We start from the raw sequence: 19,066 nt of genomic DNA, 5'->3' as shown, positions 1-19,066 counted from the left end.
ATATTTCCACATAAAAAAAGAGCATACATCATTTAATCGATGCATGCCCCTCTTTTATTTATACATATTTTGTATCTCTTCTTTATTTTTAAGTATTTCCGAAAACTTATCGCTACAACCTTTCGGAAATACAACTCCGAGTCCATAGGAATGCCCAAACTGAAAATGAGGGTATTTCACCTTGACCTCATCCCAAAACTTATACACACCGAAATCACCGTTTTTAACTTCAATATCATGAAATAATACAATACCGTTTTTCGCAACTTTAGGTAACCATGTTTTATAATCATGAGAAACAGCTTCATACGTATGATAGCCATCAATATGCAAAAGATTTATCGTTTCATCTTGAAACTCATCCAGAGCATCATCAAAAGTAGACCGAATTAAATTCCCTATATTCAGGTAGTTATCCCTCACCACTTTTTCTACTATTTGAAAAACCCCTTCTCCATATGGACCTGTATGCCCATCTCCAGCCCAAGTATCTACAGCAAAACATTTTGTGGCTAACCCACCATCTTTTACCCCCTGGCAAAAACTAAAAAATGAAGCACCTAAATGCGTACCTAACTCAACTAAAGTTGCTGGTTCTTCAAATCTTACTAAATCATATGCGAAATCTAAATGCCCACTCCACGCAGATTGTGACCGAATAATAGGACTAAAATTTTCAAATTCAAACGATGGTTTATGAGTAACCCAGTTCATCACGTATCTCCTTATACACATATTTTTAACAAACCAAATTACTCTTATCTTTATTTTTTTGGCGTCGCGATTATGATTATATTTCATAAAAAGATGATCGTTCTTAATAAAATGAAAATTTAATCAGTGGGGGTTTTTCCATCCTCCACTGATTATTAGCCTCACCAATTGGACTTTTACGAGCAGCACGACTCCCACCTAACTTCCTCGCATTCGCCGAATTTCAAGGTGGGAGTCTTACTGCCCGTTAATGCGGGATAAACAATTTTATTTTAAATTAGAAATTTCAGTTTATTGATATTCCATTCTGTGATATATTGCATATTGTATTCAATATATTTTTTTAAAAAGGAGGACTTATATATTTTATGGATTCAAATCGTTTAAAAGGAATTATTATGGTTGTAATCGGTGCTTGTTTATGGGGCTTATCCGGAACAGCTGCGCAACAACTTTTTCAATATGAAAACGTTTCTACTGAATGGTTAGTTACAATCCGTTTGCTTATATCCGGTGCTATTTTGCTCATTATGTCATCATTCGGAGCGAACAAAAAAGAAATATTTGGAATTTGGAAACAAAAGTCTGATGCAAATAAGATAATTTTGTTCGGTCTTTTAGGCATGCTTGCTGTACAGTACACGTACTTCGCTTCTATTAAAGAAGGAAACGCTGCTGTTGCAACTTTGTTACAATATTTAGCCCCTATATTTATCACTGTATACTTACTTTTCAAATGGAGCGTTCGTCCATCAAAAATTGATTATATTTCAATTACCCTCTCATTAGTAGGGACTTTTCTCCTATTAACAAACGGTTCTGTTCATAACTTAGCTGTATCTACACCTGCTATCATTTGGGGCGTTTTATCTGGACTATCTCTTGCATTTTATAGTTTGTATTCAAAAGAATTGTTAGAAAAGTGGTCTTCATCCGTTATCGTTGGATGGGGGATGATCATTGGGGGGATTGGCGTAACGATTTTACACTTTATTTCCACAAACGAATTCATTTTATTATCAACTATGAAATATGTAAAACTAAGTACCCTCCCGCTCATTACATTTGTCGTCATTTTCGGGACACTCATCGCATTTTATTTATACTTAGATAGCATAAGATACCTTACGCCTAAAGAAACAACATTATTTGGCTGTACAGAACCACTCGCAGCTATTATTTCTTCTGTGCTTATTTTGCACGTACCGTTTCAATCTTTTCAGTTATTAGGTGCTTTTTGTGTAATTGTAATGGTGCTCATATTAAGCCAAAAACCGGATAAAGGAAAACCAAAATTAAAGCTTGTTAATACGAAAAAGAAACATATACAATGAAAGGATTGAATTCACTATGCCTGTCCCTAAAAATTATAAAAAACCAGGAAGAGTTTCAACAAAGTCACTCGTTTTAAATCAACTGCAAGATTGGATTATAGAAGGTGTTTTACGACCTGATGAAAAAATAAATGATGGGGAATTGGCAGAAGCACTAGGAGTAAGCAGAACACCTGTTAGAGAAGCTTTACAAATTTTAGAGCTCTCTGGATTAGTTGAAATGGTACCTGGGCAAAAAACGAAAATCGCGCCTATTAAGCTAGACGACGTATCTATCATTTATGAGACGATAGCTGGTCTTCACTCAATTATAGGAAAGCAAGCACTTCAAAAAGTTACAGACGCTGATATTAAACTACTTTCCGAGATAAATGATACTTTTCAACAATCTATACATGAAAAAGATTCAAAAAAAGCTTTAGAACTAGATATACGATTTCACAATACAATTACTTCTATTGCTAAAAACCGATATATTGAACCTTTTCTAGAAAATATGCAACTTCACATTTTACGCCTTGAATATTTATTTTTCCAAAACTTCGTGCCTGCAAGTCAATCTATTAAAGAACATCACTCTATAATTCAAGCACTACAAAAACAGGATGAAAAACGAATGGAACAAATGATGTCTCAAAACTGGCTCCGTCCAATGAAAGAAATACAAAAAATAATTTCTATGAAATAATAAAGCTGGTTACACAAAAGTGTAACCAGCTCCTTCTTTAATAATCTATATGCTATGCCTGAATGTTTGCGTAATCTTCAATATGCTCGTACTCTTTTTCCAATTCCTCTAAAGATAGCTCGTATAATTGTCGGTCGCGAATCTTAAACACCCCTGCTCCAATTAACTCATCAATTAAATGTCTCTTACGATTTTCAACAGCAAAACGGAGTTGACTACTCATCTTTTAAAAAACTCCTTTCTACGATCATTGAAAATGATAATCTTTATCAATTACCACTTTTGATTATAAAAGATGATTCTTAATAAGTAAAGTAATCTTATGAAATATTTACCTTACAAAGTATTTGTGGCCACATTATATATATGTATGCCACGCGAAAAATGTTATGACACTTTTTCATACCCTTTTTCTTTCATACTTTGCAAGTTGTCTCATTATGGTTAAATTCACCCTCTATTTCAACTTGAATGGTGACATGTTCTACATGTAATTTCCCCTTTAATACATCCGTTGCTTCTTTCAATACGCTTTGCGTTTCATTACCTTCAATAATAAGATGGCAAGTTAATACTTGAAAATCTGATGTTACAGACCATATATGTAAATCATGAACTTCTTTTACAATAGTAATAGTTAATAATGTATTTTTCACCTCTTCAGCATCTATGTGCTGCGGTGCACCTTCCATTAATATATGAACTGTATCACGTGTTACACGCCATCCACTTATAATGACTAAAATAGACACAAGAATACTAGCAACCGCATCTGCAGCAGTCCATCCAAAAAATTTAATAAGTAACGCAGCAATAATCGCTCCAACTGAACCTAATAAATCGCCTAGTACATGTAAGAACGCACTTCTTAAATTTAAATTACCTTTCACATCTCCGCCTCTCATTAATATCCAAGCTGATACAATATTAATAAGCAGACCAAGCACAGCAATAATGAGCATTCCATTACTAGCGATTTCAACTGGTTCCTTTAAACGACGAATTGCTTCAATAAAAATATATACTGAAATGACAATAAGAACGACACCATTACATAATGCCGCTAACATTTCGACTCGCTTATACCCATATGTTTTCGCGGCCGTTGCCGTTTTTTCCCCAAGCTTGAACGCAAGTAAACTTAAAGCTAAGGATACTGCATCACTTAACATATGCCCTGCGTCAGACAATAGTGCTAAGCTATTTGTTACAAATCCGCCAATAACTTCAGCAATCATAAAGCTTGTTGTTAATAAGAAGGCAATTAATAACGCTTTTTTATTTTTTGAATGACCGTGATCATGTGAGTGCCCCATACAAATGCTCCTTTAAGTGCAATATCTGTATGTTAGTATGAAACACATTCCCTATCTTTATCCCCCATTAACGCCCGATAGTGAATGCTACTAATCAGTAGAAGATGAACAATACCCCACTGATTAAAGTTTCACTTTATCCCGCTTCCTCTGTATACAAACTTCGCTACTTTTCAAACAAGTCCTTTTTCTCAACTAAAAACAAGACTACTTCTTTTTTATTTTCATATTGTTTACTAATGAAAGAATTTTTAAGGGGGTTACAAAATTGAAACGACTATTTCTCTGCATGGAGCGTGAACTTGTTGTAGTAAAAGAACAATATGGTAACTATGAAACCACATATCATTTACAAAATATGCAACCTACCTGTATTGTGGTTGATCCATTCCAAACAAATCGTGTTTATTGCGGCACATTTGGACGAGGTTTATGGCTAAGTGACGATGGCGGGGATTCGTGGAGACCAATTGGAGATTCATATCGTTACTTTGATTTCCCTAAAGAGGATGGTATTTTACACTCTTCTATTACTTCTATAACGATAAGCTCAAATGAACAAGTTAACGGCTACGGCGTCGTTTATGTAGGTACAGAACCTAGTGCTTTATTCCGTTCAGAAAATGGTGGTGAAACGTGGACTGAACTTAAAAATATGAAATCATTATTATCTTCTTATACGTGGGCTTTTCCGCCTAGACCTTTCACCCATCACGTACGCTGGATTACAGTTGATCCAAACACTCCAAATACAATCCATGTTTCAATTGAAGCTGGTGCTGTTATTCAAAGTAATGATAGAGGGCATACATGGATTGATAAAAAATTCGGTGCTCCTATTGATGCTCATCAACTGCTTATGCACCCTGAAGCCCCTAATCGCCTTTATGCATCATGCGGTGACGGATTTATGGGCGGACCTGATCGCGCATACCTTGAAAGTTATAATAGCGGAAACAGCTGGATCTCATGCAGTGAAGGACTTGAACATCATTATTTATACAGTATGGCTATCGATCCGGCTGATTGCGATACAATTCTCGTTTCTGCCGCACCAAGTGCCGACCTTGCTCATCACCGTATTCCTTATGAATCTTATATTTATCGAAAAACGAAAGATACTCCGTTCGAGCAAGTGCAGCAAGGTCTACCCTCTGCAATTGGTACAGTCATTTCAATGTTTGCGACAAACCAAGCAGAACCACATACGTTTTACACTTTAAATAACAATGGCGTATTTCAATCCAATGATAGCGGTGAAACGTGGGAACAACTAAACATTCCGTGGAAAGATGAATATAAAACGCAGCATCCACATGCATTGCTCGTTACTTGTTCTTAACGAAAAAAGACTGCCTAATGGCTTTAGGCAGTCTCTCTTTTATTTCTTTAAATCAATTACGATATCATCTAGAACAATATCTTTACTCTTCGCTTCTTTTTTCGGCACTTCAATTTTCTTCTCTTTTCCATTCACATATTCCACTCCACCATAATTTTCAGGTGTATGAACTCGCAAGTGTACACGAGGTGTAACGATAAGCTTTGTTGCATTTTCGTTCAACTTTTGGAATGTAGTACTCCAACTACTTTTATGTGGCTCTGCTACTGTACTACTTCCGCCATTTCCTTCACCAGCATAATGATTTCCTAAATCATCTTTTATTTCTAACTCAACATCCGCACTATCCCATATACTTCTTAATGCCTTAGATTCTTCTTGATTGAAAAAAACGATAAATGACATTGGGGTTACTTCCATTTTGTCTATATTTACTTTTATTAATTCATTTTCAGAAACCCTATTAACCTTTACTTCCGTACTATCCATTGCTTTTACACTAAGCGTGAAATTCCAGTTCCCCTTTATTACATTACCTTCATAATCCAACTCAATTGCCTCTATATCCCACCAAACATTTGCAACATCTAACCTTTCACTACCATGACCACTCATCGTAGTCATACCTACATATTTTCCCTCTCCAACTTTTGAAACGTTTGAACTACCTCCTCCGCCATTAAAGCCCATAACTTGCGGACTTCCAAATAGGAACGGTTTCTCTCCTAAATCTTTTTCACTCTCAATAGAATATGTGATTGTAATTGTTCTACCATCGAACACAGCATCATTAATTGTAACTTTAACCCCATTACTCTCTCTCGTCATATTCAATTCAGTCGAAAACTCTTTATAATTTTCATATAATCCTGTTCTACCGTTATCTAAAAAGCGGAATATGTCACCTACAATTGGCAATCCTCCAGCATATGTAGGAAATCCGATACCGAGTGTTACAACTGATACTCCTACTAAAATGGATGCAGCAGCGATACCTTTTTTCCAAGTTTTCATCTTTTTCTTCGTACGTATAGATCGTTTTAAATTACGTTTCACTTTTTCTTTTTCAATTTCAGAAGTCTCAAGTTCTTTTTCATCTATATCAATATCATTTAATAGTTCATAAATGTCTTTCATATTACACTACCTCCAAAACTAATATTCGTAGCATTTTGTTGTAGTTTCTTCTTCCCCCGATACACACGATTATCTATCGCCGCCCTGGTTAACCCTAATTTGTCCCCGATTTCCTCTGTCTTCATACCGAGGAGATATTTCATAACGAACACCTTTTGATCTAAAGGTTCCAATTGATTAATAAGCTTCAATAACTCTTCCCTATCTTCCATAAGAATTAATTCGTCTTCTGCCGATTTTTCCGTACTTATATGAAACTCATCTGAAATGATTTCTACTTTTTTAGTCGCTTTCCGGTAATAATCAATTGCCTTAAACTTTGCAATCGCTGCAATCCATTTTTTAAAATCATTCGGCTCTCCATGAAATTTATTTGCATTATTCCAAATGGAAATAAATATGTCGTTTACACATTCCTCTATGAGTCCATCATTTTGAACCGGAAGAAGAACTTTGTGCGTTATCCCCTTTATGAGCGGTAAGTATGTATCGACAACGAATTCTAGCGCATCTTCCTTCTGCCGCTGTAATCTTTTTATAAAATTTTTCTCATTTGATTTCATGTAGCGATTCCCCTTATTTTTTTGTAAAAGCTTTTACACCCTATATAACGTCTAAAAAAATATTTTCTCTCATCTTTTTTATTTTTTGTATGTAATGGAATACTTTTCCTTAGCCATTGTCTCATATAAATATAGGCTTGAAGAAAATTTTCTCAAGTCTGTAATTCAATTAGTGTAGTACACTATTTATGCAGACACTCTTTAACCTGGTGTACATTTCATTTAATTAATCTACTTTTATAATTTTAAATTAGGAGATGAGATTTATATGTGTGGAATTACAGGTTGGGTAGATTGGAAGAAAGATCTTTCAAATGAACATGTTATTTTAGAAAAGATGGCGAATAGTATTCAGCATCGCGGTCCTGATGCTGAAGGATTTTGGTTTTCACCTCATGCGGCTTTTGCACACCGACGTTTAATTGTTATTGACCCAGAAGGTGGGACGCAGCCAAAAACATTCCGTGCCGGTGATTATACGTATGCTCTTACTTATAATGGAGAAATTTATAATTTTCGTGAGCTGAGAGAGCAGCTTCAAAAATGTGGTCATGCATTTGAAACTCATTCAGATACAGAAGTGTTACTACATGCTTATTTAGAATGGAAAGAAGACTGCGTACAACATTTAAACGGAATTTTCGCTTTCGCCTTATGGGATGATCAGAAGCAACAACTGTTTTTAGCACGTGATCATTTAGGCGTAAAGCCACTCTTTTATACAGAAAGAAATGACAGTATTATTTTCGGATCTGAAATAAAAGCGTTATTAGCTCATCCATCTGTTCCTGCTGAAATTGATGCGGATGGAATAAATGAAATATTTGGATTAGGCTTATTTCGAACTCCAGGATGTGGCGTCTTTAAACATATTCAAGAAGTTCGTGCTGGACATTCTATAACATTCACACGTGATAAAAAAGTAGTTAAGAAGTATTGGAATTTAGAAAGTAAGATCCATACAGACTCTACCCAAGACACATCTTCTCATATTTTATCTATTTTACAAGATACAGTAAAAAGACAATTAATTGCTGATGTTCCCCTCGTTTGTATGTTATCAGGCGGATTAGATTCTAGTGGTATTACTGCACTGGCAGGTAAAGAATTTAGAGAGGAACACAAAACACTTCACACATATTCAATCGACTTTTTAAATAGCGCGAAAGATTTCGAACTGACATTTGCTCGCACTGGTTTAGACGCTCCTTGGGTAAAACGTGTTTCTGAACATGTAGGGACATCGCATCATGATATTATTGTGAATGCTGAAGAATTAGCAAATCACTTATTCGTTCCCCTCCATGCAAAAGATTTACCAAGTGCTGGCGAAATGGAAACTTCACTTTATTTACTATTTTGCGAAATGAAAAAAGATGCAACCGTAGCTTTATCTGGAGAATCTGCTGATGAAGTATTCGGGGGATATCCTTGGTTTCATCAAGAAGAACTATTATATGTAGATAAGTTTCCGTGGTTAACAAACTGGAAAAACACATCTTCTCTATTATTAAACGACGTAACAACTCAATGTAATCCTGAGCAGTACATTAATAAACGATTCCATGAGGCTGCTCTTGAAGTACCTACTCTTGAAGGTGAAAGTAAAAAATCCGCGAAACAACGTCAAATGTTTTATTTATTTTTAACACGATTCCTTCCGTTCTTACTCGACCGTAAAGACCGTATGAGTATGGCTGTAGGATTTGAAGTTCGTGTACCGTTTTGCGATTATAGACTAGTTGAATATTTATGGAATGTTCCTTTCAACATAAAAAGTATTGATAATATTGAAAAGGGAATTTTACGTAGAGCGCTGAAACCGGCTTTACCTGATGATGTGCGAAATAGAAGAAAAAGCGCTTACCCTACTTCACAGGATCCACACTATTTACAAACAATCCGCAATTTAACGCTTGATATGTGCAGCGATAAAAACAATCCTGTTTTCTCACTCATTAACCATTCCATATTACTTGCAATTGCTGATCAAAGTAACAAAGAGATTACCAATTTTGAAGCAAGAAGTGCTATGGAGTATATGCTACAAGTAAATGAATGGTTAAAAACGTATCATATTCATATTGCTTAACAAAAAAGAGTTCAAGGACAAAAACCCTTGAACTCTCTTTCATTTATTAATTGGCACATTGTCTATTTTCAGTATCGATGGACCATCCAATAATAGTGGCACAATCTCTACCTTTCCACTGAAGTACATTTGTTAATACAGGCTCAATCTGTAAACAAGATCCGTCGTGTAATATTTCTACTAAAGATTGATCATCATCAAACTTTAGTTTATCACACTCTAAAATACCATCCGTTGCCATTACAATGTGATTCTGACCTTTTTCTAATCCCCTTACCCCTGATGTAAAACAAGGTGTATTCGCTGCAAAAACATTTTTTCTTCCTATATACTCATAGTTCTTACGCTTATTTAGCCTACCTTTTCCATTTTTCGTTTGCTCTGAATGGAATAAATACGCGAAGCAATCACCAACTGATAGCCAATATAAGAACTCACCTTTTCGTAAACAAATTAAACATGCAAGTTCCTCATCATCTTGGTCACATTTCTCGATAAAGAGCTCATCTGTAAATAACGCTAATAAATACATATGTGTATGATGAAATGCTAAATGGATTGGGTATGAAAATAACTCTTTTAGTTTTTCTTCTCTTTCTGAAATCGCTTCTATTATATAATGTATATTTTTCGTTTTATGATGTGTATCAAAAATCATAACAAATTCAAATTCTAATTTCGGATCCCACCAAGCTAGCACTGCATCTCCTCTTTCATATGCATCACTCTCTTGATTTCCTCCATATACGCCGACTGAAAGAGGACCACATTTTTCAACATGTATTTGATCTACATACATCTTTTCATGACTAATCCATTTAAATGTATTCACAGCTATCATCCTCTCTCTTGCTAAATGTATACCTTTACACATAGATTACCTTATATTTCAATAAAAATAAACTTTTTCAACATTTTTAATGAAAATAAAAGGATTTTACTTCTTAATCAACGAATATATCTTACTATACGATATAAAAATAGGAGGATTTATCATTATGAAAGACATTAATCAACATTGGGAAAGTATTTATTATCACTTACGATATGAATATGAAGACAACCTTTCTCACCAAGCTATTCGTATTTTACAAATCGTTTCTCGTGAGAAAGATATAACAATTGGAAAAGTTGCTACTGAGCTTAGTCTCTCTCATAACACAGCATCTGAACACGTAAAGCGCCTTATTCAAAAAGGATTTATTATAAAAGAAAGAAACAAACACGATGAAAGGGTTGTAAACCTTACTTTAACGAAAGAAGGCATTGAAGTATTAGAAAAGCATACTTTACTAGATAAAGAAAAGATAAAAATATTAGAATCACAGTTATCAAAAGAAGAACAACAATTAATTGAAAAAGCCTTTTCGTTATTAGCGAAGGAGGCAAAATATGCATTTCCTCGTTAAAGTAATCGTTTCGGCACTTATTATCGTCGTTATTACTGAAGTCGCTAAACATTATAGTACGATAGGCGGCTTTATCGCTGCCCTTCCACTCGTTAGTTTACTAAGCCTATTTTGGATTTCTTTCGAAGGTGGGAGTAAACAAGAATTAAGTCAATTCGCTTTAGGCGTATTATATGGATTTCCTGCATCCGCACTACTATTATTTATTGTTTATATCGGTTTAAAGAACTCCTTTTCACTTAGTACATCTATACTCTTCGGCATATGTGCCTGGTGTATCGTCTTTACTTGCCAAAAAGTATTTCAAGCTTAGGGGTAATTACTATTAATAGATCAGTAGAGATCCTCAATATTCTATTGCTCAATTGATTGAGGGCGGTATGCCAAAAGAAGAAGCTACACAACTTGAAGATATGTGGCAAGAACTTATTCGTGAACAATTAAATCTCTCAATAAACAGCCAATACATTTTGGTTGAACATGCTAGTCACGGGATAGAAAACGATCGTCCAGATGCTATCATTGAAGCCATTCACTTATTGTAAATAAAAAAAGGAAGCAACTAAAGCTGCTTCCTTACTTATCTATTCATAGTCTTCTTCATCATCGACTTCTTCATAATACGAACTCCCATTGCTTACATATATAGGACCGTTCGCAACATCAATACGTAGTACCCATGCCCATGGCACAGCTAAACGTTTATGTATTGCTCTCCAAAAGTTCATTGATTTTCTTTCGTACTCCTGGAACTCCTGAAGTAACTCTTTATAGGAGGAACCGTCTAACTGAATATTTGCTTCTAATAAACGAGAATGGGCATAGTACTGTAACTCTAGTTCAGCAGCAATCTCCATTTCTTCTTCCGTTGCCATACCTATAATTGCTCCATCTGCTGGTGCGATTTCATATACGTTGTGAACTTCAATAAGCCCTTCTTTCTCTTTCTCAAACATGTAAACAGCCTCCTTTAACCAATATTTTTTATGTTACAAAGTCATACTTCTACAATACCTTCTCCCTTTCCTCTTTTTTTGATAAACTTTTACAAATTATTTATCTGATAATCTGTAGACTGTATTCTTTCAGCAGAACTGAAACAATTATTATCAAAAGTTAATTTATACACATCTGGCATATGAAGGGTTTTCCAAAACTGAAAACCATATTTCGAATCAAAATAATTCATTAGTAATACCATAATATTCCCATGAGTACCTATTACAATATTCTTACCTTTATATTTTTTTAATATACTTTGCATGCATATTACAGCGCGTCTTTGCGCTACATCATTTGATTCTCCGCCTTCGTATGCAAAAGTCCAGTCTTCCCATACCTTCTGAATAGCATCATTAAAATCTGTTACTGGCTCTTTACTTAATAACCTTTCCCGTAAATCTTCTTCCAGTTGTATTGATAAATTATATGTATTCGCAATTCCTTGCACGGTTTGAATCGCCCTTTTATACGGGCTAGAAATAACAACATCAATGTTTTTATCCTTTAACAAACTTGTTACATTACCTGCATCAATCTCTCCTTCTTCAGATAATGGACGTTCCCTTTCTTCCTTTGTATATGTAGAGTGAGCGTGGCGAACGAAATATACTGTAGTCATTATTCAACTTCCTTTCTTAGTTTCAATCTATATTCCATGCAGTAAATAGGAAATCCTGTATCATGAATAGAAAAGAGCGCCTTTTAAAAAGCGCTCTTTTGTTTACATAATAAAATTATTCCATTATAACTTTCTTCTGAATTCTTCATCTGTTATAGCATCTTGAATAAAATAATCTATATTATTTCTCAGCTTTTGATATGCAACTTGATCTTCTATATCGTTAAACATAATTACAACTTCTACCTTATTCCCTTTCTTATCTGTAGTATACAAACTTTTTGTCAATACGAATGCGGTAGAACCACCTTTTTGACCAGCATATTCCAACTTACTATTTTCAACTGTTCCTTTAAAAACATTATCAATTTCATCTTGCATTGATTTTGGAAAATAATTTCTACTATTTATCTTTTCCATTAAACTCAAATAATCTTTAGCATTTGCACTCACTAATCGATCTGACCAAATACGCTGGAATTCCATATCTATTTTTAATGGTATATCACGTTTCTTCCATTCACTTTCATCTTTCATCCATTCATGTATTTGTAACACGTGTTTATTATATTCATCATTAGACATGTTACGTATCATTTCTAACGATTGATTTTCTGGCTCATTAAGCTCTTTTTCTACATACCCTCTCATATATAATGAAGCAGTATACGAAGAGAACTTGTCATGACTAGTAAGTTCTAACTCTTTTAAACTATCATTTACTCTTTCTATTCCAAGCTTATCTAACAAATATGTTGTATTCGCATTAGAACTATAATGAATCATCCCTTTAGCCACTTCTTCTAAAGCAATCTGTCCATTTTGCACTAACTCTCTCACTTTTGAATCTTCTAACCAGTCAGGATGCGCTCCACCATCAGTGTTTTTAACATAATATTTTTCTAAATCCTGCAATGAAATTTGTTCATCTCGACTTATTTTTCCTTCTGACACTTGCTTAGCAAATTCAACTGCTATTACGATTTTTGCCGTACTTGCTAATGGTAATTTTTTATTTTCATTTACAGATGTTACTACTTCACCGTTTTTTCTAATAAGTAATGAACATGTTTCATCACCTTTATGTTCTTTTATGTAGTTTAATACGTAATCAGGATCTTCTTTTGACAAATAGTACTTCATAATAACAAAGAAAGCTATAACAGCTACTACAATGACTCCTGCAACAATTCCTATAATCTTTAATATGTTCACAATATGCCCCCTCTATAAATTCCCTTCTATATAATAATTATAACGAATAAAAATACAAAATTATACAAAACAGAGTAACTCTTCCTAAAAAAAGAAAGAGTTACTCTATTTCACATGATGTTATTTGTCCATTTAACGTAACAACTATATTTGAGTCGTCACTTTCTTTAACTCTATTTAGTCGATTTGAGTTAGGAGGACCAATTACAACTGACTCCTTAATTGGCGAAAGGTCCTTTCCTAATTTTTCTGCACTTACACCGTATGCAGCTTGAAATACTTCTGGCGGTGTTAATCTAAGTATGTCTGATCCCTCCGCTGTTTCAAACTGATCGTTATTAAAGAACAAATGTAATTGTACTTCCTCTGTTACCGCTGTAATCCAATGCCACCATCCCATTGGAATAAAGACAGTTTGCCCCGCTTTCACATGATAATTTTGCAATTGATTCGTTTCGGGATTTAAAATGGATGTAACTGCTTCTCCTGATACAACAACATCTAATTCCCACGCATTCGGATGCCAATGTGGTTCCCGCATATGCCCTTTTGTCATAAACAAATCAACAAACGCCCCTCCTATCATCGCAGGTAACTGCGTTGAGGTAACTTCATATGCAACGTTTTTCTCATCTCTTTTAAAAAAGACATTTTTTCTCGAATCAAAGAAAAGATTTGGCGTTCCTGAGCTTTTCTTTAAATTTTTATTATCTGTAACATAACCTGAATTACTCATTCAATCCCTCTTTCCCGCTCCGAACATTTCTGATTTTACACTGTATCGTATGGGGAAATTTTATAAATGTGCCTATTAACAACATAACAAAAAAACATGCCTTCATGATGAGAGCATGTTTTGTGATTTTTTTCACATTATTTAGTTAAAAAATAAACTTTTTACTTACCATGATGTAACATTAAATCACTAAGTTCTTCTTCAATGTGATTTAATTTCGCAACTCCTTCTTTCCACTTATGAATATAACGCGATACCCCGACAATAAATAAAACAATAATTGTAGAAAGAATAATACCATATACGATTGTTACAGTACTCATAGTTACACTTCCTTATAATTAGTAATGTTGTTATTAGTTATATTTTTATTATAAACCTTTTTCTTTTAAAATACTTCGATTTCAACTTTTTGTAACAAAATTGATTTTTCTAATATTTCGTTCATAAAAATGGAATATTTTTCACAAATTATACAAAACTTCACCATATGTACTATTGCCACATGAGTTATATTGTTAAATAGGATAAAGTGAAATTTTAGTCAGTACGGGGTATCTATCCCACACTGATTATTAGCCCGCACCAACCAGGATTTTACGGACCGTTACTGTGGGATAAAGGGGATGAAATACTATGACGACTTGGTTTATTGTAATGTTAGTTGTATTTGGAGCATTTAAAATTATTGTTTCTAGCCTTCCTAACTCTGCTATTGAATCCATTATTAGCAAGTACGAAACACATCCACAACTTGAAGAAGAGAATGTGACTGTTACAATCAATGGAAATAACTTAGAAGGCGAAAAGAAATCCAAAATTATTCATGATTTTAACGAAGGATTATTTTTAGATCGCTATTATGCACCACCACACAATGAAGGCACTCCTTTAATTATCAATGCAAAACGTGGCAAAAAAGATTTTACATTTTATATTTATAGTCATGAAGAGCATGTTGATGTAGTAAAACAACATAAAAAGAAGGTAGTTGCTTATAGTTTACGCTCTAAAAACCTTCAAAATAATGATATGTTCGTGTCAGCTGATTTAGCTTAATGCTCATATATTAGAAGAAGGAATCCATGGCACATAGATTCCTTCTTTCCTATTTACTGAAAAATAAGCTCTGTCTTCAAACTATCTTTCGGTAACAACCATCCTTTTTTCTCTATACTCGCCATTAATAATTCTCTTTGTTTTGTCGCGATACTTTCCTCATTTGTTTTAAACGACACTTCTATTACGAAGTCATCTTCTATCTTCCCGGTATTACTTAATGGCCAAATTTCAATATTCGTTTTTATATTTTCAAATTCACCTGTATACCGTTTCATTAATACAGGACCATAAATACGAGAATTCTTGAGCATTTCTTCTCCCCAATTCGTATACAACCATTTGTTCATTTTCCCTGGCAACTTTTCTATTAACATGTTTTGAGCAACTCGTTCGTTTGGTAAATCAAGTACTCCATATCCTTTAGCACTGTAACTTTTCTTATTTGAAATACTTAACGTTTTCTTCTCAAATCCCCAATCTATTTCCGCCTCATAATTATCAGTTTTACTATCAAATCCATCCTTTTTAGCCACTTCTAGTGCTTCTTGAATTACACCATTTTGAGTAGGATATCTTTTTTTATATGTTAGCTCAAAATCTTTACTAAATTCTTTCTTTCGAATTCTCGCAAACCAACCTTCATTACTTAAATTTTTATTTGCCGTATCTAAAAATTGCACCTGTATTCTTTCATAATTTGTACCAGCCTGAAAATATTCTAGTACCTCTTGCTTCATCTCTTTGTTATAACCTAATACTTGTTCTGGCTTTAATAATAACTTCACTTCAAAGCTAGGTTTCATTGAACTAGCAGCAAAACCTTCCTTAACGTTATAAAGGAAACAACAAAAGAAAATACTTACGAATACAAATACTTTTTTCATATACCAATCTCCTTTACATTTTATATGACTTCTACACATTCCATTGCAAGTGAATACACATTTTCATATCCTGCTGTGCTTAGCTTTTGTTGTAATCGATCCGTATCCTCTTTCAAAGCATGTACTAACACCGTATGTTCTGGTAATAGTGTATTTAACATTTCCTTAACGTCACTTATACTTTGATGAACTTTATATGGAACTCGCTTCACCCTACATTCTTTACCTACACGTTCCTTCAAAACTTTTTCTGCAAAACTTCCTTTAGCAATATGTCCAGTAAAGATAATGGAATTTCGTTCTTCATATCGCAGTTGTTCATAATATAACTGTGCTCGTTTCGTTTGCATATTCGCATCACTCATTACAACTATTCCATAACTATTTTGCATACAAATGTCATTATCCATAACTATTATGTTTCTTTTTAAACTCTCCACAACCCGTTCAAGTTTTTCATTATTTTTTAGCCAATCTTTATATATGAACATTTCTTCAAAACCAACCAAAATTTCTTTATCTACTATAAGCGGAAACTCTTTATATCGTTCATATAAATACAATACTATATCTTGCGCCCTACCAAGTGAGGGCAGTGGTAGTAATACTGTTCCTTTATTTTGAGCAACTCGTTCAATTTCTGCACATAATTCGTCTACTCGTTCCTTTTGTGAAACATCATCAGTGTGATAAGCGGCATCTACAATTGCAATTTTTATATCGCTTCGCAAATTTTCAGGTAAATTAGCTCGTAGTATATTAGATTCTGCTGAATAATCACCAGAATAAAATACGTATGTATTACACATATCCACTAAAAACCAAACAGCTCCTAATACATGCCCACTATACCCCCATTGAAACCTCAACGTCGGTGTAATCTGTATCCATTCATTTGGATTACTAATCTCATCAATACATACATAATTTAAATCTTTAATATTTTGATCGTTATAAGGTAAATTCCACCCTTTTGAAAGATTGTAGTTTCCCCATTTTTCAAAATAAGCTGGAAGTTGCTCCTTCGTATAACGAGTCGTCCAAATTTTTTTCTTATATCCATACTTCGTCAATAAAGGTAAACCCATCGTATGGTCTTCATGAATATGTGATAAAAATACTGCATCCAAAAACGGAACAACTTCTCTTTCTATTTTGGGATAACTATCCTCATATGATCGATTAATACCACAATCAAATACTATTTTTGTCTCTTTATTTTTTACAAAATAGCAGGAACGACCGTATTCTCCCGCTCCTCCCCATACTTCCATCCTCATCATGCTACCCCTTTTCGTTTTTGCTCCATATGTTGCAGAAGTAATAAGCACATTGTTGTAAGCCCAACAGAAACAACAGCCATTGCCATTCCTATAGATACTTCTCCTTGTTCAAATTGAGCAAAAATAAACGTTGCTGACGTTTCTACTGATGGAGGTAGTACGAGAAGCGATGCTACTAACTCTCTTATCGAAATCGTAAATGTCATCGCCCATCCAGCAAGAATTCCTGGAATAATAAGCGGCAATATTATTTTTCTAAAAATATAAATATAATTCCCGGAAAAAATACTTCCTGCCTGTACAAGAGAATCATCAATTTGTCCGAGCGATGCTTTTACATACTGCACCGTATAAGGTAAAAAGAGAACAACATACGTTACGATAACCATGACTGGTGTATTGTAAATTGACATAGGCATATAGGGTGAATTCCAAAATAAAATAAGCCCTACAACCATCACTATTCCTGGTACCATATTCGGTAACATGCCGCACATATCAAGCCATTTTTCAGAGGACTTTTTCCCCTTTCGAATCATAAGCGCCAAAAATACGCCAATAATTACAGCAACAATCGCCGTTACGAGTGAAAAAAGAAAACTGTTCCATAAAGCTTCTAATCCCGGAGAACCAATTGTAAATAATGCTTCATAATGGCTTGTTGTAAAGTTATTAAAATGTAAGCCACCGCCTCTTAACTTCGACAAAGAAGCAATAAGTATAGAAAAGTATGGGATTCCAATTGCTACTATTAGTAAGCCAATTACATAAACCCATGCTATAACGCGCGCAAATATAGACAAAGTATACCTTTTAGATTTCACACCTTTTCCACTAACCATTGCATATGTATACTTTCGATTCAATACATTTTGCATATACCAAATGAGCATACACGCACTAAGTAATAAAGAAGATAATGCTGTGGCACTGCCAAAATCAATCGGCCAACTAGAGATAAATTTATGAATCTCAGATGTTAACACATGGAATCCTATTCTACGTCCGAATGTAGCTGGTGTTCCAAATTCAGCAATCGTCTTTACGAAAATGAGTAAAGCGCCCATTACATAACTTGATAACAATAACGGTAGTATTATTTTTCTTAAACGATAGAAAAAACTTCCACCATGAACTGCTGCAGCTTCTTCTTTACTACTCCCAATCTGAAGTAACGTGTTTTTCAACATGAAGTAAAGGAATGGGAATAAATGCAGACTCATAATTAAAACCATACCGCCTAAACTAAAAAACGATGATGAAATCGGCTTTAAAGCCGGAAAAAATTGTTCAAAATAACCGTTAGGTTGCATGAACAAAATCCAGCCCATCGATCCGATATAGGGCGGGGTCATAAATGGGATCATAAAAACAATATCTAACTTACTATACTTTCCTACATCTGTTTTGCTCATAATGAACGCCAATGGAAACGCAAATATTGTAGCTCCTATTACAACGAGCACACCTAGAAGCATCGAATTTAGAAAAATTCCAGCTAATCCACCACTCTGCATGACTTCAAAAGGCTTTAAAAAATTCCAACTGCTATTTTCATATACACTAGAAAATAAAATGAGAAAAATCGGAATGACGATTAACATCGCCACAAGTAACAACGCTACTGTCATTCCAACTTGTCTTACTGTTACGAATCGATTTACCATGTA

The 19,066-nt window shown here is 34.3% G+C and carries 22 protein-coding genes and 1 pseudogene; 8 read left to right on the top strand and 15 right to left on the bottom strand.

Going from position 1 to position 19,066, the window contains the following annotated elements; translation table 11 throughout:
- Positions 1-54: 54 nt before the first annotated feature.
- Complete coding sequence (locus MKY90_RS08765; protein ID WP_098168671.1) at positions 55-714, bottom strand: class I SAM-dependent methyltransferase; 660 nt, start codon at positions 712-714, stop codon at positions 55-57.
- A gap of 368 nt (positions 715-1,082) precedes the next feature.
- On the opposite strand from MKY90_RS08765, the gene MKY90_RS08760 reads away from it, so the two are divergent.
- Positions 1,083-2,048, top strand: a complete 966-nt coding sequence (locus MKY90_RS08760) for a DMT family transporter (RefSeq protein ID WP_002030982.1) — start codon at positions 1,083-1,085, stop codon at positions 2,046-2,048.
- A 16-nt stretch (positions 2,049-2,064) separates the two neighbouring features.
- Positions 2,065-2,736, top strand: coding sequence for a GntR family transcriptional regulator (locus tag MKY90_RS08755; RefSeq protein ID WP_098168670.1), 672 nt, complete (start codon positions 2,065-2,067; stop codon positions 2,734-2,736).
- A gap of 52 nt (positions 2,737-2,788) precedes the next feature.
- Here MKY90_RS08755 and fbpA read toward each other — a convergent pair whose 3' ends face one another.
- Both fbpA and MKY90_RS08745 read right to left on the bottom strand, forming a co-directional pair.
- Entirely contained in the window at positions 2,789-2,959 is a 171-nt protein-coding gene (gene fbpA, locus MKY90_RS08750; RefSeq protein ID WP_002012091.1) for a Fur-regulated basic protein FbpA, read from the bottom strand.
- A 193-nt stretch (positions 2,960-3,152) separates the two neighbouring features.
- Positions 3,153-4,052, bottom strand: coding sequence for a cation diffusion facilitator family transporter (locus MKY90_RS08745; RefSeq protein ID WP_098168669.1), 900 nt, complete (start codon positions 4,050-4,052; stop codon positions 3,153-3,155).
- 268 nt (positions 4,053-4,320) lie between these two features.
- On the opposite strand from MKY90_RS08745, the gene MKY90_RS08740 reads away from it, so the two are divergent.
- Positions 4,321-5,394, top strand: coding sequence for a hypothetical protein (locus MKY90_RS08740; RefSeq protein WP_002189109.1), 1,074 nt, complete (start codon positions 4,321-4,323; stop codon positions 5,392-5,394).
- A 39-nt stretch (positions 5,395-5,433) separates the two neighbouring features.
- Here the strand turns inward: MKY90_RS08740 and MKY90_RS08735 are convergent, their stop codons facing one another.
- Positions 5,434-6,531 carry a DUF4179 domain-containing protein gene (locus tag MKY90_RS08735; RefSeq protein ID WP_341091077.1) on the bottom strand — a complete coding sequence of 366 codons (1,098 nt, stop codon included), beginning with the start codon at positions 6,529-6,531 and terminating at the stop codon, positions 5,434-5,436.
- Positions 6,528-7,094, bottom strand: a complete 567-nt coding sequence (locus MKY90_RS08730; RefSeq protein WP_215598884.1) for a sigma-70 family RNA polymerase sigma factor — start codon at positions 7,092-7,094, stop codon at positions 6,528-6,530. Before MKY90_RS08730 ends, MKY90_RS08735 begins: the two co-directional genes overlap by 4 nt.
- A gap of 268 nt (positions 7,095-7,362) precedes the next feature.
- On the opposite strand from MKY90_RS08730, the gene asnB reads away from it, so the two are divergent.
- Entirely contained in the window at positions 7,363-9,186 is a 1,824-nt protein-coding gene (asnB, locus tag MKY90_RS08725) for an asparagine synthase (glutamine-hydrolyzing) (protein WP_341091074.1), read from the top strand.
- Between the two features lie 46 nt (positions 9,187-9,232).
- Here the strand turns inward: asnB and MKY90_RS08720 are convergent, their stop codons facing one another.
- Positions 9,233-10,060 (bottom strand): protein phosphatase 2C domain-containing protein, encoded by an 828-nt coding sequence (locus MKY90_RS08720; RefSeq protein ID WP_002012083.1) that lies wholly within the window; start codon positions 10,058-10,060, stop codon positions 9,233-9,235.
- Positions 10,061-10,184: 124 nt separating this feature from the next.
- On the opposite strand from MKY90_RS08720, the gene MKY90_RS08715 reads away from it, so the two are divergent.
- From MKY90_RS08715 to MKY90_RS08705, 3 genes and pseudogenes are all read left to right on the top strand, one after another.
- Positions 10,185-10,595 carry a MarR family winged helix-turn-helix transcriptional regulator gene (locus tag MKY90_RS08715; protein WP_002030991.1) on the top strand — a complete coding sequence of 137 codons (411 nt, stop codon included), beginning with the start codon at positions 10,185-10,187 and terminating at the stop codon, positions 10,593-10,595.
- A complete protein-coding gene (locus tag MKY90_RS08710) occupies positions 10,579-10,908 on the top strand; it encodes a DUF3147 family protein (RefSeq protein WP_341091071.1) in 330 nt (109 codons plus the stop codon). Before MKY90_RS08715 ends, MKY90_RS08710 begins: the two co-directional genes overlap by 17 nt.
- 19 nt (positions 10,909-10,927) lie before the next feature.
- Positions 10,928-11,140, top strand: a pseudogene (locus MKY90_RS08705) (alpha/beta hydrolase); the annotation flags it as partial.
- Positions 11,141-11,179: 39 nt separating this feature from the next.
- Here MKY90_RS08705 and MKY90_RS08700 read toward each other — a convergent pair.
- The 6 genes from MKY90_RS08700 to MKY90_RS08675 form a co-directional block, all read right to left on the bottom strand.
- Positions 11,180-11,551 (bottom strand): hypothetical protein, encoded by a 372-nt coding sequence (locus MKY90_RS08700; protein ID WP_000461762.1) that lies wholly within the window; start codon positions 11,549-11,551, stop codon positions 11,180-11,182.
- Positions 11,552-11,640: 89 nt separating this feature from the next.
- Entirely contained in the window at positions 11,641-12,216 is a 576-nt protein-coding gene (locus MKY90_RS08695) for a histidine phosphatase family protein (protein ID WP_002030998.1), read from the bottom strand.
- 123 nt (positions 12,217-12,339) lie between these two features.
- A complete protein-coding gene (locus MKY90_RS08690) occupies positions 12,340-13,431 on the bottom strand; it encodes a serine hydrolase (protein WP_002086414.1) in 1,092 nt (363 codons plus the stop codon).
- A 100-nt stretch (positions 13,432-13,531) separates the two neighbouring features.
- Complete coding sequence (locus MKY90_RS08685) at positions 13,532-14,167, bottom strand: cupin domain-containing protein (RefSeq protein WP_002086416.1); 636 nt, start codon at positions 14,165-14,167, stop codon at positions 13,532-13,534.
- Between the two features lie 161 nt (positions 14,168-14,328).
- The gene (locus tag MKY90_RS08680) at positions 14,329-14,490 is read right to left on the bottom strand and encodes a hypothetical protein (RefSeq protein WP_000109008.1); all 162 of its coding nucleotides are present in this window, start codon (positions 14,488-14,490) and stop codon (positions 14,329-14,331) included.
- A gap of 65 nt (positions 14,491-14,555) precedes the next feature.
- A complete protein-coding gene (locus MKY90_RS08675) occupies positions 14,556-14,672 on the bottom strand; it encodes a hypothetical protein (RefSeq protein ID WP_002031004.1) in 117 nt (38 codons plus the stop codon).
- Between the two features lie 131 nt (positions 14,673-14,803).
- Between MKY90_RS08675 and MKY90_RS08670 the strand changes: the two genes are divergently transcribed.
- On the top strand, positions 14,804-15,226 hold the full coding sequence (locus tag MKY90_RS08670; RefSeq protein WP_002011948.1) for a YfmQ family protein: 423 nt from the start codon (positions 14,804-14,806) through the stop codon (positions 15,224-15,226).
- Between the two features lie 53 nt (positions 15,227-15,279).
- Here the strand turns inward: MKY90_RS08670 and MKY90_RS08665 are convergent, their stop codons facing one another.
- The 3 genes from MKY90_RS08665 to MKY90_RS08655 are packed head-to-tail and all read right to left on the bottom strand — an operon-like array spanning position 15,280 to position 19,063.
- Positions 15,280-16,113, bottom strand: a complete 834-nt coding sequence (locus MKY90_RS08665) for a hypothetical protein (RefSeq protein WP_002126669.1) — start codon at positions 16,111-16,113, stop codon at positions 15,280-15,282.
- 20 nt (positions 16,114-16,133) lie between these two features.
- Positions 16,134-17,396 (bottom strand): MBL fold metallo-hydrolase, encoded by a 1,263-nt coding sequence (locus MKY90_RS08660; protein ID WP_341091069.1) that lies wholly within the window; start codon positions 17,394-17,396, stop codon positions 16,134-16,136.
- Positions 17,393-19,063, bottom strand: coding sequence for an ABC transporter permease (locus MKY90_RS08655; RefSeq protein ID WP_003188467.1), 1,671 nt, complete (start codon positions 19,061-19,063; stop codon positions 17,393-17,395). The genes MKY90_RS08660 and MKY90_RS08655 overlap by 4 nt, the downstream gene beginning before the upstream one ends.
- Positions 19,064-19,066: the final 3 nt, after the last annotated feature.

The sequence above is a fragment of the Bacillus sp. FSL P2-0099 genome, from assembly GCF_038007445.1.
In the GTDB taxonomy this organism is placed as follows: domain Bacteria; phylum Bacillota; class Bacilli; order Bacillales; family Bacillaceae_G; genus Bacillus_A; species Bacillus_A mycoides.
The sequence above is the reverse complement of the archived record's forward strand: the minus strand, read 5'-3'. Positions and strand labels throughout refer to the sequence as shown.

What these genes read in the sequence shown, in the direction of transcription:
- MKY90_RS08715 (WP_002030991.1), top strand. Translation starts at nt 10,185, where the DNA reads ATGAAAGACATTAATCAACATTGGGAAAGTATTTATTATCACTTACGA.
- MKY90_RS08735 (WP_341091077.1), bottom strand. Translation starts at nt 6,531, where the DNA reads ATGAAAGACATTTATGAACTATTAAATGATATTGATATAGATGAAAAA.
- MKY90_RS08720 (WP_002012083.1), bottom strand. Translation starts at nt 10,060, where the DNA reads ATGTGTAAAGGTATACATTTAGCAAGAGAGAGGATGATAGCTGTGAAT.
- MKY90_RS08655 (WP_003188467.1), bottom strand. Translation starts at nt 19,063, where the DNA reads ATGGTAAATCGATTCGTAACAGTAAGACAAGTTGGAATGACAGTAGCG.
- MKY90_RS08710 (WP_341091071.1), top strand. Translation starts at nt 10,579, where the DNA reads ATGCATTTCCTCGTTAAAGTAATCGTTTCGGCACTTATTATCGTCGTT.
- MKY90_RS08680 (WP_000109008.1), bottom strand. Translation starts at nt 14,490, where the DNA reads ATGAGTACTGTAACAATCGTATATGGTATTATTCTTTCTACAATTATT.
- MKY90_RS08745 (WP_098168669.1), bottom strand. Translation starts at nt 4,052, where the DNA reads ATGGGGCACTCACATGATCACGGTCATTCAAAAAATAAAAAAGCGTTA.
- MKY90_RS08665 (WP_002126669.1), bottom strand. Translation starts at nt 16,113, where the DNA reads ATGAAAAAAGTATTTGTATTCGTAAGTATTTTCTTTTGTTGTTTCCTT.
- MKY90_RS08755 (WP_098168670.1), top strand. Translation starts at nt 2,065, where the DNA reads ATGCCTGTCCCTAAAAATTATAAAAAACCAGGAAGAGTTTCAACAAAG.
- asnB (WP_341091074.1), top strand. Translation starts at nt 7,363, where the DNA reads ATGTGTGGAATTACAGGTTGGGTAGATTGGAAGAAAGATCTTTCAAAT.
- MKY90_RS08660 (WP_341091069.1), bottom strand. Translation starts at nt 17,396, where the DNA reads ATGATGAGGATGGAAGTATGGGGAGGAGCGGGAGAATACGGTCGTTCC.
- fbpA (WP_002012091.1), bottom strand. Translation starts at nt 2,959, where the DNA reads ATGAGTAGTCAACTCCGTTTTGCTGTTGAAAATCGTAAGAGACATTTA.
- MKY90_RS08670 (WP_002011948.1), top strand. Translation starts at nt 14,804, where the DNA reads ATGACGACTTGGTTTATTGTAATGTTAGTTGTATTTGGAGCATTTAAA.
- MKY90_RS08730 (WP_215598884.1), bottom strand. Translation starts at nt 7,094, where the DNA reads ATGAAATCAAATGAGAAAAATTTTATAAAAAGATTACAGCGGCAGAAG.
- MKY90_RS08700 (WP_000461762.1), bottom strand. Translation starts at nt 11,551, where the DNA reads ATGTTTGAGAAAGAGAAAGAAGGGCTTATTGAAGTTCACAACGTATAT.
- MKY90_RS08765 (WP_098168671.1), bottom strand. Translation starts at nt 714, where the DNA reads ATGAACTGGGTTACTCATAAACCATCGTTTGAATTTGAAAATTTTAGT.
- MKY90_RS08760 (WP_002030982.1), top strand. Translation starts at nt 1,083, where the DNA reads ATGGATTCAAATCGTTTAAAAGGAATTATTATGGTTGTAATCGGTGCT.
- MKY90_RS08685 (WP_002086416.1), bottom strand. Translation starts at nt 14,167, where the DNA reads ATGAGTAATTCAGGTTATGTTACAGATAATAAAAATTTAAAGAAAAGC.
- MKY90_RS08695 (WP_002030998.1), bottom strand. Translation starts at nt 12,216, where the DNA reads ATGACTACAGTATATTTCGTTCGCCACGCTCACTCTACATATACAAAG.